At 66.0% G+C, this 13,913-nt stretch carries 14 protein-coding genes; 11 read left to right on the top strand and 3 right to left on the bottom strand.

Features of this window, described 5'->3' with window-relative positions:
- Window positions 1-145: 145 nt before the first annotated feature.
- The 4 genes from pyrE to AC1DCZ_RS02345 all read left to right on the top strand — a co-directional run bounded on the left by pyrE (window position 146) and on the right by AC1DCZ_RS02345 (window position 3,515).
- Entirely contained in the window at window positions 146-730 is a 585-nt protein-coding gene (pyrE, locus tag AC1DCZ_RS02360) for an orotate phosphoribosyltransferase (RefSeq protein WP_476973240.1), read from the top strand.
- Between the two features lie 98 nt (window positions 731-828).
- Window positions 829-1,623 (top strand): GAF and ANTAR domain-containing protein, encoded by a 795-nt coding sequence (locus AC1DCZ_RS02355; protein ID WP_476894413.1) that lies wholly within the window; start codon window positions 829-831, stop codon window positions 1,621-1,623.
- Between the two features lie 95 nt (window positions 1,624-1,718).
- Window positions 1,719-2,288, top strand: coding sequence for a hypothetical protein (locus tag AC1DCZ_RS02350; RefSeq protein ID WP_476973239.1), 570 nt, complete (start codon window positions 1,719-1,721; stop codon window positions 2,286-2,288).
- A gap of 186 nt (window positions 2,289-2,474) precedes the next feature.
- Window positions 2,475-3,515, top strand: a complete 1,041-nt coding sequence (locus AC1DCZ_RS02345) for a thioesterase domain-containing protein (RefSeq protein ID WP_476973238.1) — start codon at window positions 2,475-2,477, stop codon at window positions 3,513-3,515.
- 47 nt (window positions 3,516-3,562) lie between these two features.
- Here the strand turns inward: AC1DCZ_RS02345 and AC1DCZ_RS02340 are convergent, their stop codons facing one another.
- Window positions 3,563-4,417 carry an HAD-IIA family hydrolase gene (locus tag AC1DCZ_RS02340; RefSeq protein ID WP_476894408.1) on the bottom strand — a complete coding sequence of 285 codons (855 nt, stop codon included), beginning with the start codon at window positions 4,415-4,417 and terminating at the stop codon, window positions 3,563-3,565.
- A gap of 67 nt (window positions 4,418-4,484) precedes the next feature.
- Here AC1DCZ_RS02340 and AC1DCZ_RS02335 point away from each other — a divergent pair, with 67 nt between their 5' ends.
- The 4 genes from AC1DCZ_RS02335 (at window position 4,485) to AC1DCZ_RS02320 (ending at window position 8,829) form a co-directional block, all read left to right on the top strand.
- Window positions 4,485-5,159, top strand: a complete 675-nt coding sequence (locus AC1DCZ_RS02335) for a TrmH family RNA methyltransferase (protein ID WP_476973237.1) — start codon at window positions 4,485-4,487, stop codon at window positions 5,157-5,159.
- Between the two features lie 84 nt (window positions 5,160-5,243).
- Window positions 5,244-7,223: a S53 family peptidase gene (locus AC1DCZ_RS02330; protein WP_476973236.1), complete on the top strand. Its 1,980-nt coding sequence runs from the start codon at window positions 5,244-5,246 to the stop codon at window positions 7,221-7,223.
- 161 nt (window positions 7,224-7,384) lie between these two features.
- Window positions 7,385-8,404 carry a class II fructose-bisphosphate aldolase gene (gene fbaA, locus AC1DCZ_RS02325; protein WP_476973235.1) on the top strand — a complete coding sequence of 340 codons (1,020 nt, stop codon included), beginning with the start codon at window positions 7,385-7,387 and terminating at the stop codon, window positions 8,402-8,404.
- On the top strand, window positions 8,404-8,829 hold the full coding sequence (locus AC1DCZ_RS02320; RefSeq protein WP_476973234.1) for a DUF3151 domain-containing protein: 426 nt from the start codon (window positions 8,404-8,406) through the stop codon (window positions 8,827-8,829). The genes fbaA and AC1DCZ_RS02320 overlap by 1 nt, the downstream gene beginning before the upstream one ends.
- Before the next feature lie 115 nt (window positions 8,830-8,944).
- Here AC1DCZ_RS02320 and AC1DCZ_RS02315 read toward each other — a convergent pair whose 3' ends face one another.
- A complete protein-coding gene (locus AC1DCZ_RS02315) occupies window positions 8,945-9,577 on the bottom strand; it encodes a uracil-DNA glycosylase family protein (RefSeq protein ID WP_476973233.1) in 633 nt (210 codons plus the stop codon).
- Window positions 9,578-9,751: 174 nt separating this feature from the next.
- Window positions 9,752-10,960: a cobalamin-independent methionine synthase II family protein gene (locus AC1DCZ_RS02310; RefSeq protein WP_476973232.1), complete on the bottom strand. Its 1,209-nt coding sequence runs from the start codon at window positions 10,958-10,960 to the stop codon at window positions 9,752-9,754.
- A gap of 209 nt (window positions 10,961-11,169) precedes the next feature.
- On the opposite strand from AC1DCZ_RS02310, the gene AC1DCZ_RS02305 reads away from it, so the two are divergent.
- The 3 genes from AC1DCZ_RS02305 to AC1DCZ_RS02295 all read left to right on the top strand — a co-directional run bounded on the left by AC1DCZ_RS02305 (window position 11,170) and on the right by AC1DCZ_RS02295 (window position 13,859).
- Window positions 11,170-11,613: a hypothetical protein gene (locus AC1DCZ_RS02305; RefSeq protein WP_476973231.1), complete on the top strand. Its 444-nt coding sequence runs from the start codon at window positions 11,170-11,172 to the stop codon at window positions 11,611-11,613.
- 167 nt (window positions 11,614-11,780) lie between these two features.
- The gene (locus AC1DCZ_RS02300; RefSeq protein WP_476973230.1) at window positions 11,781-13,070 is read left to right on the top strand and encodes an adenylosuccinate synthase; all 1,290 of its coding nucleotides are present in this window, start codon (window positions 11,781-11,783) and stop codon (window positions 13,068-13,070) included.
- A gap of 300 nt (window positions 13,071-13,370) precedes the next feature.
- Entirely contained in the window at window positions 13,371-13,859 is a 489-nt protein-coding gene (locus AC1DCZ_RS02295) for a hypothetical protein (protein ID WP_476973229.1), read from the top strand.
- Window positions 13,860-13,913: the final 54 nt, after the last annotated feature.

The following is a 13,913-nucleotide window of genomic DNA, read 5'->3' as shown; positions in this document are numbered from 1 at the left end:
AGTCGATGGGGTCAGCCGTGCGTGGCGAAGTACTCGATCAGGCCTTTGACGGTGGCCATCGCCGGGTAGCCGCGTTCGCGGGCAGGGTATCGGCGTCGTGGATGATCTGCGGAACCACCGCGGACCAGACACTAAACTGGGTCCCATGACTGCCACCCTTGACGCTGCTTCTGCCACCGCTGCCGCCCGCGCCCGACTTCTGGAACTGATCAAGGAACTGGCCGTTGTGCGCGGCAAGGTCATCCTTTCCAGCGGTGCCGAGGCCGACTATTACATCGACTTGCGCCGGATCACCCTGCACCATGAGGCCGCCAAACTGGTCGGCCAGGTCATGCTCGCAATGATGGACGACGCCGGGATCGGCTTTGAATGCGCCGGCGGGCTCACCATGGGGGCAGACCCGGTGGGCACAGCCGTCATGCATGCAGCCGTGGATGCGGGCCGTCCGGTGGATGCCTTCGTGGTCCGGAAAACGCAGAAGTCCTATGGCATGGGCCGCCAGGTGGAGGGCCCCCCGGTCGAGGGCCGCAACGTCCTGGTCCTGGAAGACACATCCACCACTGGCGGCTCCGCGCTGACCGCCGTCGAGGGCGTCCGCAAGGCCGGCGGCAACGTGGTCGCCGTCGCCGTGATCGTGGACCGTGACACCGGTGCGAAGGAAAAAATCGAGGCTGAGGCCGGCGTCCCCTACCTCTTCGCGTTCGGCAAGGACGAGCTCGGCCTGAGCTAGCGATTTCACCTGCGGCTGACACGTGTGGACGGGTGCAGGACGGTGACCTACCATTTTCTTAAATACCCGTCAGTTCCTGCACCTGGAGAACACGCGCCATGCTCCCGTCCGATCAGTCCCTAAGTGTTGGAGAAATCCTGAGCACTGAATCCGCGCTGAGTACTGTCGACCAGATCCAGAACCTGATCCTGGACAGCGCGGACTTCGAAGAATTCCTGAACGAGCTCGCGCGGTTTTCCGCGCACCAGGTTGCAGGCTCCGGCGATGACGCACTGTGCGGGATCACGCTGCTGAGGGACCGCAAGGCCGCCACTATCGGCTGGAGCAGCGACTCCGCCCGGGAAGTCGACGAGATCCAGTACTCCCTGTCCCAGGGCCCCTGCCTGACGGCTGCCAAGGAGGAACGGGAAGTCTATGTCCCGGACCTCTTCGATGAAGACCGGTGGGGTCCTGACTACGCCAACGCCGTTGCTTCGCACGGGCTGCGCTCGGTGTTGTCTGTCCCGTTCCATCTCCAGGGTGAAGCCCAGGCGGCACTCAACCTGTACTCGGACGTACCGCGCAAGTTCGACGGCGATGTCGCCGCCCGTGCCCGCGGCTACACCCGCGAAATCTCCCAGGCGCTGCGCCTGGCAGTGCGCTTCTCCTTGCACACCGACAGTGCCACGAATTTGCGGGCCACGCTCGAATCACGCACCATCATCGACATGGCGATCGGGATCGTCATGGCGCAGAACCGCTGCAACCAGGAAACCGCCGTCCGCATCCTCACCGATGCGTCCAGCAACGGCAACGTGAAGCTGCGGGAAATCGCCGCATCGCTGGTGCAGTCTGTCGGTGGCGCCGGGACGCGGACGCACTTCGAAGAACCGAACCGCAAAGAGGCGGTCTGAACCGGCAGCAGTCTATGACTTGTGCGGGCCCTTTGCCGCCGTTACGCTGAATGAGGTTGAGCCGTCGGCCATAGACACCCTTTTTTGGAGTACCTATGGACCAGACACTGCAAGCCCATGTCAAACTCGACATCACGTCCGATGTTGTCCGGATCGATGTCCGGGGGAGCCTCACGCAGCACTCCCGACCCTCCCTGGTGCAAACCATCCAGCGCGTCCGGCGCATGGGCATCACCTCCCACATCCGCGTCGACCTCGGCCGGGCCGCCTTCGTGGAGTCATCGGCGCTGTCGGGCCTCCGCAACGACCTCAACGCGGTCGACGGCGGGTCTATCCAGGCCGATATCTCCAGTGGGCTCAACCTCTCCAGTGGGTTCACGGCCGGGTCCGGGGTCTCCCTGGAGCTGAATCCGCACCGCAACGACTCCGCCCTTGTCCTGCAGACGCTCGATCTGTCCGGCGACTTCATGGCCTCCGTCGACACCACAGGCACGCGTCCGCTCACCCGATATTCCGACGACGAACTGCTGGAGGCCAGCGACTCGGTCTTCGGCATGCTCGACAACCCTGCCGACATGGCCCGCACGGAACTTCTGGCAACCTACGACGAGATCGGCCTTGAGATAAGCCGGCGCGAAGTTCGTGCCGAGCCCGAACCTGCCTAGTCCCAAACCTGCATCTACGCGCCTCCGCCGACGTTTGATCTGCCGCGCACCGATCGTCGTAACTCTTTCGCGAGCAGGCGCAAGGCCATCCGACGGATGAGAGAGCTAAAGGGACCCATGAGCAGCCAGTAGCGCCTGAACCTGATCCGTTTCTGATAGCTGCCCGGCTGTGGATACGGTAGGGATGTGCCGCGTACGACGGAAGCAGACGATGGGCGCGGGCCCGGCCCTGCCGAGGCCCGTTTGCTTCGGCACGCCGTCGACCTCAAGAGGTTTTCGCGGCGGACCTTCCTGATCGGCGCGGGGTCCGCCTCGCTGCTCGCCGCGGACATGCTCTACACCCGGAGGGTCCAGGAAGAACGCCGCGTCAACAAGATCCTCACAGTCCCGGACGACGTTGCCGAACGGTATTTCCCCTACGCGAGCTGGATCCTGTTTCCCGGCTACAAGACGAGCTGGGAGGAGGCCCAATGGATCCTGAACGCCCTGCGCGGGTCGCTGAACCGGAGGGGCCAGCTTGCCGCCGTCGGGTACTCCAACGACGGGCTGGACATCGACAAGATCGTGATCGCCGTGATCGAACATGTGCGCGCCCACAAGTTGACCACGCTCTACTTCTATGGCCACAGCTTCGGCGGCATGGTCGCCACGCAGGTGGCCGCCCGCCTGCGCGAACTCCATGGCGTCGAAGTCGCCCTCATCCTCCTCGACTCCAGCCCGGCCAGCAGGAACGATGTCCTGGACCAGAGCTGGTTCGAGGGGGTGGTGTTCCTCTACGAGAGCGGATTCCGGTTCCCGTCGGTGCTGCGCGGCGGTTACGAGCTAGGCGAGCGGATGCTGCACAAGGACGAGCGCAGCTGGAGCCAGATCCTGGACCAGACCCTCGAGCAGCTGTCCCCGATCGCGCCCTCAAGTGTGCTGATCCAGTCCGAGTCCGCCTACATCTACCATTTCGATTCCAGCCGGTTCGTGGGAATGCTCGGAGCCACCAAGATGGCCTTCATCGGCAATCCCCGGGACAAGACCGTGGACTACGAGACCGCCCGCGACTCGTGGTCCCTGACCTTCCAGGCCAACATGGCCTCCGACAACCTGCGCACCGACGGCGCCCGGCCGGAGCACGCCAGCCCGGGCTGGAGCCCGTCCGTCTACCGGCCCATCATCGACAAACTGCAGGACGAGCTCTTCCCCCTGCCGGCCGGCGGCGGGAAGCGGACGGCCCTCTGAACCCTCGCCGACCGAACCGGCAGGCGACCGAACCGGCGGGCCGTCGGCTAGATCTGGTTCTTCAAGTCCGCCACGGAGTTCAGGATCTGGTTGGGCCGGAACGGGTACGCGGCGATGTCGTCCCGGTGCGTGATGCCGCTGAGCACCAGCACCGTGTGCAGCCCGGCTTCCATTCCGGCGATGATGTCGGTGTCCATGCGGTCGCCGATCATGGCCGTGGTCTCCGAGTGGGCGTCGATCTGGTTCATCGCCGAGCGGAACATCATCGGGTTCGGTTTGCCCACAATGTACGGTTCGCGGCCGGTCGCCTTGGTGATGAGCGCCGCGATGGCGCCGGTGGCCGGCATGGGGCCGTCCTTGGACGGGCCGGTGGCGTCCGGGTTCGTGGCGATGAAGCGGGCGCCGGCCAGGATCAGGCGGATCGCCATGGTGATGGCTTCAAAGGAGTAGGTGCGGGTCTCGCCGAGCACCACGAAGTCCGGATTCTGGTCGGTGAGGATGAACCCTGCCTCGTGCAGCGCCGTCGTGAGCCCTGCCTCGCCGATCGTGTAGGCGCGGTTGCCGGAGTCCGAGCCCCGCACCTGGTCCTTGAGGAACTGGGCCGTGGCCAGGGCCGAGGTCCAGATGTTCTCCTCCGGGATTTCCAGGCCCGAAGAGCTCAGCCGGGCGGCGAGGTCACGCGGCGTGAAGATGGAATTGTTGGTCAGGACCAGGAACCGCTTGGACGTGTCCACCCAGCGCTGGATCAGCTCGGCGGCGCCCGGGATGGGCTGGTTCTCATGGACCAGGACGCCGTCCATGTCCGTCAGCCAGCATTCGATTTCCTGGCCGCTGCGGTACACCGAGGCCGATGAGCGCACGTCGTCTGAACCTGCCCTGTGGTCCGCCGCTTGATCCGCCATTTGCTCCGCCATGATGTCCTCCGCCGATGATGTGCCGCTTCCTGCGTCCTAAGTCTAATGTTGAGTGGTGACTGAACCCGAGACCTCCAGCGAAGCCCCCCGTCCCGCGGACGGCGGGACGGAGCCGAAAGCGGAAGTCGGCGTCGGCCCCTGGGAAGGCGAACTGCCGCAGGGCGACCACTGGGACCCGGACCTGCTGGCGGACGGGGACCGGCGCAACGTGGTGGACAAATACCGGTACTGGAAGCACGACTCAATCGTGGCGGATCTGGACTCACGCCGGCACAATTTCCACATCGCCATCGAAAACTGGCAGCACGACCTTAACATCGGCACCGTGGTCCGCACGGCGAATGCGTTCCTCGCCAAGGAAGTGCACATCATCGGCCGACGTCGGTGGAACCGCCGCGGGGCCATGGTCACCGACCGCTACCAGCACGTCCGCCACCACCCCACCGTCGAGGACTTCGTGGCCTGGGCGCAGGGGGAGGGGCTGGCGATCATCGGGATTGACATCTTCCCGGACTCGGTTCCGCTGGAGACTTATGAGCTGCCCAAAGACTGCGTGCTGGTGTTCGGGCAGGAGGGCCCGGGCCTGACCCCGGAGGTCCACGAGGCCGCTCTCGCGACGCTGTCGATCGAGCAGTTCGGGTCCACACGCTCCATGAATGCCGCCTCGGCCGCTGCCATCGCGATGCACGCCTGGATCCGGCGGCACGTATTCGGCCAGATGGTTTCCTGAGGCACCTATAGTCAGATCGGTTTTTGCCGTTTAGGCTCTGGCGTGTGTGGGCGCAAAGGGTGCCCGCTTAGGGGAAGACGTCTCATGAAGAAGGTCTCAACTTCGCATTCCCGGCGCGCCACGCGCCTGCTGGCACTTGGAACATCGCTCGCCTTCGCCGTCGGCCTGACGGGAACAGCCGCGGTCGCCGCCCCGCCGACGCCGCCGCCGTCGAACAACTCTCCGGGTTCAGTGCCACCTTGGGCAGGCTCCCGAGCCAAGACCGGCAGGCCGCTGAGCAATACGACCGTCGAGGGCGAGATCTACCTGAACCTCCCCGACGCCGGAGCGGCCCAGGCGTTTGCGACGGCCGTGTCCACGCCGGGCAATCCCCAGTACCAGAAGTACCTGTCGCCCCCGGACTGGATCGCCAAGTACGGACCGGCCAAGGCTGACGTCACGGGGGTCGTTGAATACCTGAAGGCGCAGGGGATGGTCATTACCTCGGTCCCCGCGAGCGGCCTCTACGTGGTCTTCCGCGGTACGGTCTCCCAGATCAATGCCGCGTTCAGCACGACCGAGCAGACGTATTCCTTCCAGGGCCAGAGCCTGATCGGCCCAGCCTCCGCGCCCTCCCTGCCGGCAAACCTCGCCGCCAAGGTCCAGGCGATCTCCGTCGACCAGGGACGGCTGCTGACCCGCCCCTCGCTGGCAACCCCGGACGGATCCTCGGACCAGGCCCAGCCGTCCGGCAAGCCCGTCGGCCCCGCGCCGGTTGATGCGCCGTGCTCGAACTACTGGCAACAGAACAAGGTCACCGTTCCGGCGGCGTACGGCTCAACGAGCTTCGGCACCGCCATCTGCGGCTACACCCCGTCCCAGTTGCAGGGCGCCTACGGGGTGACGGCCTCATCGACGGCCGGGGCGGGCCAGACTGTGGCGATCATCGACGCCTATGCCTCGCCGAGCATCGAATCGGACGCGAACACGTATTCGCAGAAGAACGGTCTCCCGGTCTTCAAGACCGGCCAGTACCAGCAGATCGTGCCCGACTCCAAGATGTTCATGGACCAGGCCCTGTGCGGGCAGCCCAGCGGCTGGCAGGGTGAGCAGACACTCGACGTCGAGGCCGTGCACGGACTCGCCGCCGCCGCGAATATCCTCTACGTCGGAGGGAACAACTGCGGCGCTGGTCTCGACGTCGCGATGTCCACCATCCTGGATAAGAAGCTGAGCAACATTGTCAGCAACAGCTACGGCTACGTCGGCGAGGCGGTCTCCCCGAACGCGCTGATGGGCATGGCGAACATTCACCTTCAGGCGGCGGGCGAAGGCATCGGTCTCTACTTCTCCAGCGGCGACAACGGCGACGAGAAGGCGAGCCTGGGCTACACGTCACCGGACTTCCCGGCCAGTTCGCCGTTCGTCACGGCCGTCGGCGGCACCAGCCTGGCGGTCGGCAAGAATAACGACTACCTGTTCGAAACCGGCTGGGGAACCACCCGCGACCGGATCGTCCCGAATCCCGACGGCAGTCTCAGCTACGCCGGTGCCCAGCCGGGTGCGTTCCGCTTCGGCGCCGGCGGCGGAATAAGCGCGGTGTTCGCTCAGCCCGACTACCAGCAGGGCACGGTCCCGGCCGCGCTGGCCAACGGCCACCGGGTCTCCCCGGATGTCGCCTCCCTGGCCGATCCCTACACCGGCTACCAGGTGGGGATCAGCCCGATCACCAACGACCACGTCCTCAAGACCGGTTCCTATGAGACGACGGGGTACGGCGGAACCTCGCTGGCCTGCCCGCTGACGGCGGCACAGATGGCGATCGCACAGTCCGCGACCGGAAAAACCGTCGGCTTCGCCAACCCGGCCATCTACGCGGCGGCGAAGAAGGGCAACTCCGGAGCGCGGGACGTGGCGCCGCAGTCCAGCCCCCAGGCCATGGTCTTCTCCAGTCCGGTCAGCGGCGCCAGCTACCTGGTCGGCACCGACAACGACACCTCGCTTGCGACAGCGCCGGGCTATGACGACGTCACCGGCGTCGGCAGCATGACCGTCCGCTTCGCGACAAGCATCGCCGGACAGTAGCCGCGCGACACCCCACGGGCAGTGCGTAACACTCTCTGCCTGGCCTGAAGCCGGGTCCTGGAACATTTCCGGGACCCGGCTTCACGTATTCGGCTCCGGGGCGCACGTGGCTAGGATGTAGATAGCCATGTAGCTACCACTGCTTTCGACGAGGAGTCAGCATGCCCATTGCAACCCCAGAGATCTACTCCGAGATGATCGACCGCGCAAAGTCGGGCGGCTTCGCGTTCCCGGCGGTCAACGTCACCTCCTCCCAGACGCTCAACGCGGCCCTGCGAGGCTTCGCTGAGGCCGAGTCTGACGGCATCGTCCAGGTCTCCACCGGCGGTGCCGCTTACTGGTCCGGCGCCTCCACCAAGGACATGGTGGCCGGGTCCCTCGGCTTCGCCGCTTTCGCCCGCGAGGTCGCCAAGAACTACGGCGTCAACATCGCCCTGCACACGGACCACTGCCCCAAGGACAAGCTGGACGGCTTCGTGCTCCCGCTGCTCGCCGCGTCCGAGGCCGAGGTCAAGGCCGGCCGGAACCCGCTGTTCAACTCGCACATGTGGGACGGTTCCGCCGAGACCCTGCAGGAAAACCTCCGCATTGCCCGTGAACTGCTCGAGCGCACCGCGGCCGCAAAGATGATCCTCGAGGTCGAGATCGGAACCGTCGGCGGCGAGGAAGACGGCGTCGAGAACGCCATCAACGACAAGCTCTACACCACGGTCGAAGATGCACTCGCCACGATCGATGCCCTCGGCTCCGGCGAGAACGGCCGCTACATCACCGCCCTGACCTTCGGCAATGTCCACGGCGTGTACAAGCCCGGCGGCGTCAAGCTGCGCCCGGAGATCCTCAAGGACATCCAGGAGCAGGTGGGCGCCAAGATCGGCAAGGCCAACCCGTTCGACCTCGTCTTCCACGGCGGCTCCGGTTCCTCCGAGAAGGAAATCGCCGACGCGGTCTCCTTCGGCGTCATCAAGATGAACATCGACACTGACACCCAGTACGCCTACACGCGTCCGGTGGTAGACCACATGTTCCGTAACTACGACGGCGTGCTCAAGGTCGACGGCGAGGTCGGCAACAAGAAGCTCTACGATCCCCGCGTCTGGGGCGCCTCCGCCGAGGCCGGCCTCGCGGCCCGCGTCGTCGAGGCAGCCCAGCAGCTCGGCTCCACCGGCAAGACGTTCTAGTGTCCGACGAGTTCCGCAGGAACCTGATGGGTCCCGAGCCCACGCTCCTGCCTGCCGAGACCGAGGTCTACGCGGGGCTGGATGCCGGCCAGGAGGCGCTGGATCTCGTGGAAAAGCACCCGACCTCGTCGCTGCTCTGGGCCACCCTGGCCGAGGAAGCGTGGAAAGAAGGCCGGACCATCGATTCCTACGCCTACTCCAGGGTCGGCTACCACCGCGGGCTGGACTCGCTGCGCCGCAACGGCTGGCGCGGCGTCGGGCCCATCCCGTGGGACCACGAGCCCAACCGGGGCTTCCTGCGCGCACTGTATGCGCTGGGCCGCGCCTCGGCGGCGATCGGCGAACCCGAAGAGCCGGAGCGGATCGAGAAGTTCCTCAACGACTCCGACCCCGCTGCCAAGGCGGCCATCGAAGCGAAGGACTAACCCTCCCCGCCTCCAACAGCAACGACGACGGCGGGCGTCCACCTTTCGGTGGGCGCCCGCCGTCGTCGTTGGTTATCGCTGCGGTGCGGTGCTAGGCGGTGCGGGTGGGTGGGGACTAGTTGGTCTTCGCGAGACCGGTGCGGGCCATGGCGTCGGTGTACGCCGTGTGCATTTCTTCGAGGTACTGCTCCTGGCGGGCCGGGGTGCCCGCGAATGCGCGGCCGCTGAGCGAGCGGACCTTGTAGGTCTTGAGGCCGCGGCGCCAGATCATGGGCACTTCGGTCTTGAGGAGCAGGTTCGCGAGGCGGTTGGCTTCGGTGCCGTGGGCGACGATCACGGAGGCGCGGGGCACGAAGGCCAGGAACTTCAGCAACGGCTTCAGGCCGGCGGAAATCTGGTCCGGCGTGAACTTGCCGTTGGGCTCGCCCGGAACGTGCCACGGGTGCACGTTCCACGGCATGACGAACTCGGGGCGCAGGCCCAGCTTCCACTGGACGCCGAGCATGCGAGTGGCCGCCTCGTCGTCGCCGGCGGTGATGAAGCCGGACTCATCCGCGGTTCCGATGTTGGAGTACAGGCTGATGATGCGGCACTCGTCGACGTCGTGCATGGGGTCCACATAGGGGACATTGGTGCCAGCTTTGGCGGCCTGGAGCGTGTCGCACAACTCGTTGACGGCTGCGACGCTAGGTTCGTAGCGGCGGCTCAGAAGCTGTTCGCGGAAATTTTCAGTGGCCAAGGCTGTCATATATTGCTGAGTCTCCTGCGGGATTGGTAACGCTGCCAGACCGTGCGCGGGCACGCCTAATAACGCGCACGCAAAGTACGGTGTGGTTTGAAAATGTGGTGTGGACCGATTCCTAGTCGATCCTTATCAGTCTATCAAGCCCTGCGAAATGCGCCGCGGGATCTCCGGGATCCGCTACCAGAGCCGCGTGGTGGCGCGGCGTGCGCCTTCTCCGAGGGCCTCGAGCTTGGCGAAGGCGATCTGCGGATGGACCCTGCCGCCCAGGCCGCAGTCTGTGGACGCAATGACATTTTCACGGCCCACAAGCTCGGCGAACCGCACGATCCGGTCCGCCACGAGCTCCGGGTGTTCCACTACGTTCGTGGCGTGCGAGACGACTCCGGGGATGATGACCTTGCCCTCCGGGAGCTTGGTGTCTTCCCAGACCCGCCATTCGTGCTCGTGGCGGACGTTGGCCGCCTCAAAGGAATAGGCGCCGGCGTTGATCTGCAGGACCGAACCCAGGATGTCCGCGAAGGGGATGTCCGTGGTGTGCGGGCCGTGCCATGAACCCCAGCAGACGTGCAGCCGGATCTGCTCCTGCGGAAGGCCCCGGAGCGCCCAGTTCGTCGCCTCGACCCTGAGCTGGATGAACTTCAGGTAGTCCGCCAGGCTCGGCTCGGGGTTGATCTGGTCCCAGCTTTCGGCGAGGGACGGGTCGTCAAGCTGGACGGTCAGTCCGGCATCGATGATGGCCTTGTACTCCTCACGCATCGCGTCGGCGCAGGCGTAGAGAAGTTCTTCGTCCGTCTTGTAGTACTCGTTGGCGACGCGTGCGCAGGACCCCGGGGAGAGGGAGGCCACGAAGCCTTCGGCCAGGCCCGCGCCCGCCAGGCCGGTCTTGAGGTTGGCGATGTCCGAGGCCACGAGCGCCTGGCCGGTGTAGGTCAGCGGACCTGCGATTTTGGGCTGGGTGACGGCCTTGCGGTGGGCCAGGATTCCGGAGGAGGGGTCGTTGTACGCCTCATTGAACTTCTGCCGGTCCCGGCGGTCGGGGAAGGAGGTCAGGACGATGTTCCCCGGCGTGGAACGGTGCACCGCGGCGTCGGCCCAGCGGTCCACGTCGGTTGGTTCCAGGCCGCCCAGCCGGGAGAACGAGTAGTTCCACCAAGCCCCGTAGTCCACGGAGCTGGCCATGGCGTGCCCGTACTCGCCGTCGTTGGGGATGTCGATGCCGAGGTCCTTTTGACGCCGCACGATGTCCACCACCGAGTTTTCCAGCAGGTCCAGGAATTCGGGCGTGATGCCGTCAGCTTCCTTGGCCTCGTTCGCGGCGATCAACTCAGGAGTGCGGGGCAACGATCCGGCGTGGGTGGCGCGGATGTGGTCGGTGTTCCGGGGCATGGGACGGTTCCTTCCATCGGTCCTGGCGGTAGCACCGTGGCCGGCCAGGCCGGCCGTGGAGGCAGGCTGTGTCCGGCAGGGTTGCTGCGGCGTCAACGGTCCAGGTCCCTCGGCCGCTCGGGATGGTCACTCTCACTTAATTCCACGCAGGCGCGTCCCGCAAGTCGTGCCCGCTATGTGGCGTGGCCGTCCTGGTGGATGATGCAGCTATGACGAACGCCATGAAGAAGAAAGAGTCGTCCCCTGCCGCCGTCGCCGCCTTCGAAGGCGTGGCAGCAGATCTGGCCGGCGCGGGAGTTGCGCTGGGCCAGACGTTTGGCTCTCGCGCCCTGATGGCCAACCGGAAGGCCATCGCCTGCCTCACCGGTGACGCGATGGCGTTCAAGCTGGGCCGGGATTCGCCCGAGCACACCCGCGCCCTCGGTCTTCCCGGCGCGCAGCTCTTCGATCCCTCGGGGATGAACCGCGTCCCTTCAAGGACTGGGTGGAAGTGCCCGCCGGCTCAGCGCAGGCGTGGACAACTCTGGCGGAGGCTGCCCTGGCCTTCACTGCACCCTGAGCTGCAGCCTGCAGCGGGCCCCGGACCCCGGGGCGCCCACCCAGACCCCCGCCGGCCGGCGGTCCCCGCGTCCGTCCAGTGGATGGTCAAATGAGTGCCCGGCACCGCGATCGGCTAAACTTGGGTGGTAAGAGCCCCGGAACTCTGGCGTTGGTTAAGAGCAGCGGTAGAATTCGGGGCATTCTCATGAACGGCGCTGAGCTGCGGTGACCACCTGGTGGGTCAACCGCAGTCCGGCCCGAACGAATGGGGGAGGATCCCATGCCAGCAATCGTGATCGTCGGAGCCCAATGGGGCGACGAAGGCAAAGGAAAGGCTACCGACTTGCTCGGCGGCCGCGTTGACTACGTCGTCAAGCCCAACGGCGGCAACAACGCCGGGCACACCGTCGTCGTAGGCGGTGAGAAGTATGAGCTCAAGCTCCTTCCGGCCGGCATCCTGAGCCCCAACGCGGTTCCGATCATCGGTAACGGCTGCGTGGTGAACCTGGAAGCCCTGTTCCAGGAAATCGACGGCCTCGAGGCCCGCGGCGCGGACACCTCCAAGCTGCGCATCTCCGCCAACGCCCACCTGGTGGCCCCGTACCACCAGGTCCTGGACAAGGTCACCGAGCGTTTCCTTGGCAGCCGCGCCATCGGCACCACCGGCCGCGGCATCGGCCCCGCCTACATGGACAAGGTGGCCCGGCTGGGCATCCGCGTCCAGGACGTCTTCGACGCCTCGATCCTGCGCCAGAAGGTCGAAGGCTCGCTGCGGCAGAAGAACGAACTCCTGGTCAAGGTCTACAACCGCCGCAACATCGAGGTGGACGAGATCGTGGAGTACTTCCTGTCCTTCGCCGAGCGACTCCGTCCGCTGGTCATCGACAGCACCTTTGTCCTCAACACGGCACTGGACGAGGGCAAGGTGGTCCTCATGGAGGGCGGCCAGGCGACGTTCCTGGACGTCGACCACGGCACCTACCCGTTCGTGACCTCCTCGAACCCGACCGCCGGCGGCGCCTCCGTGGGCTCGGGGATCGGGCCGACCCGCATCTCGCGCTCCATCGGCATCATCAAGGCGTACACCACCCGCGTCGGCGCCGGACCGTTCCCCACCGAACTATTCGATGACATGGGCATGTACCTGCAGAAGACCGGTGGCGAGTTCGGCGTCAACACCGGGCGCCCCCGCCGCTGCGGCTGGTACGACGCCGTGCTGGCGCGCCACGCCTCCCGCGTCAACGGCTTCACGGACTACTTCGTCACGAAACTGGACGTGCTCACCGGCATCGAGCAGATCCCGGTCTGCGTGGCCTACGACGTCGACGGCGTCCGGCACGACGAAATGCCCATGACCCAGACCGAATTCCACCACGCCAAGCCGATCTTCGAGTACTTCGAAGGCTGGACCGAGGACATCACCGGCGCGCGCACCCTGGATGACCTGCCGGAGAATGCCCGGAACTACGTTCTGGCCCTGGAAAAGCTTTCAGGTACGCGTTTCTCCGCGATCGGCGTCGGCCCGGACCGCGACCAGACGATCGTGGTCAACGACCTCATCAACGACTGAAACCGTAATCGCCGACTAACGTCCGGCGCACTGAAGTCCGACGGCGGCGGGTCACCTGCAAAGGTGGCCCGCCGCCGTCGTCGTTTCAGCCCGTGTGAACCGCTCCCTGAAAGAAAAGAAAAGAATTTCCGAGCCGTGCGTAACCTTTCGGGGTGCCCCGGCGATTACTCCTTTGTAAGCGCCGCCGGAGCCTGGACCCCCACCAGGCCTCCGGCCGGCCTTCCAATGCAAGTGCAGGCCGGCGCCCGCCCCCATCGGGCGCCGGCCGGCCTTCCACCAACAAAAGGATGTATGTCTGTTATGAAGAGTGTTAGCAAGACCACCAAGATTGCTGTCGGCGCCGCCATTCTGGCGGTCGGAGGTTTCTCCGGCATTGGACTGGCCAACGCGGCCCAGATGTCCAGCACCCAGCAGGCTGAAGTGAACCACGCTACGCCCGCCATCCCGGCCACCCCCGCGGTTCCGGCCGCCCCCAAGCTTCCCGCCACAACGGCTGTCCCGGCTGTCCCCGCCGTTCCGGCCTCCCCGTCTGCTGACGGCGCTGCCAAGGGCGCCGCCGACGCCAAGGGCACCAAAGCTGCCGGCGAAGGCTCCGTCGACGCCGACAAGGATGGTGCCAGCATCAGCGGCACCGCCGGCGTCAAGGGCGTTGCGGGCGAGGCGCACGCCAACGCTGACGTAGACGCTGCTGTTCCGGCCGTGCCTGCAGTTCCGGGCGCCAAGGGCGTTCCGGCTGTTCCGGCCACCCCGGCCATGCCGTCCGCCGAGCTGCCCAAGGTTGAGAAGTAGTCCTCACCAGTAAGCGTTGAATGCCTCCACGGAGGCATCGGGGTGCGGCCGCTA

The sequence above is a fragment of the Arthrobacter sp. 10N418 genome (assembly GCF_056394725.1).
The sequence above is the reverse complement of the archived record's forward strand: the minus strand, read 5'-3'. Positions and strand labels throughout refer to the sequence as shown.

Coding starts and splice junctions, on each gene's coding strand:
- pyrE (WP_476973240.1), top strand. CDS start 146: ATGACTGCCACCCTTGACGCTGCTTCTGCCACCGCTGCCGCCCGCGCC.
- AC1DCZ_RS02355 (WP_476894413.1), top strand. CDS start 829: ATGCTCCCGTCCGATCAGTCCCTAAGTGTTGGAGAAATCCTGAGCACT.
- AC1DCZ_RS02350 (WP_476973239.1), top strand. CDS start 1,719: ATGGACCAGACACTGCAAGCCCATGTCAAACTCGACATCACGTCCGAT.
- AC1DCZ_RS02340 (WP_476894408.1), bottom strand. CDS start 4,417: ATGGCGGATCAAGCGGCGGACCACAGGGCAGGTTCAGACGACGTGCGC.
- AC1DCZ_RS02330 (WP_476973236.1), top strand. CDS start 5,244: ATGAAGAAGGTCTCAACTTCGCATTCCCGGCGCGCCACGCGCCTGCTG.
- fbaA (WP_476973235.1), top strand. CDS start 7,385: ATGCCCATTGCAACCCCAGAGATCTACTCCGAGATGATCGACCGCGCA.
- AC1DCZ_RS02315 (WP_476973233.1), bottom strand. CDS start 9,577: ATGACAGCCTTGGCCACTGAAAATTTCCGCGAACAGCTTCTGAGCCGC.
- AC1DCZ_RS02310 (WP_476973232.1), bottom strand. CDS start 10,960: ATGCCCCGGAACACCGACCACATCCGCGCCACCCACGCCGGATCGTTG.
- AC1DCZ_RS02305 (WP_476973231.1), top strand. CDS start 11,170: ATGACGAACGCCATGAAGAAGAAAGAGTCGTCCCCTGCCGCCGTCGCC.
- AC1DCZ_RS02300 (WP_476973230.1), top strand. CDS start 11,781: ATGCCAGCAATCGTGATCGTCGGAGCCCAATGGGGCGACGAAGGCAAA.
- AC1DCZ_RS02295 (WP_476973229.1), top strand. CDS start 13,371: ATGAAGAGTGTTAGCAAGACCACCAAGATTGCTGTCGGCGCCGCCATT.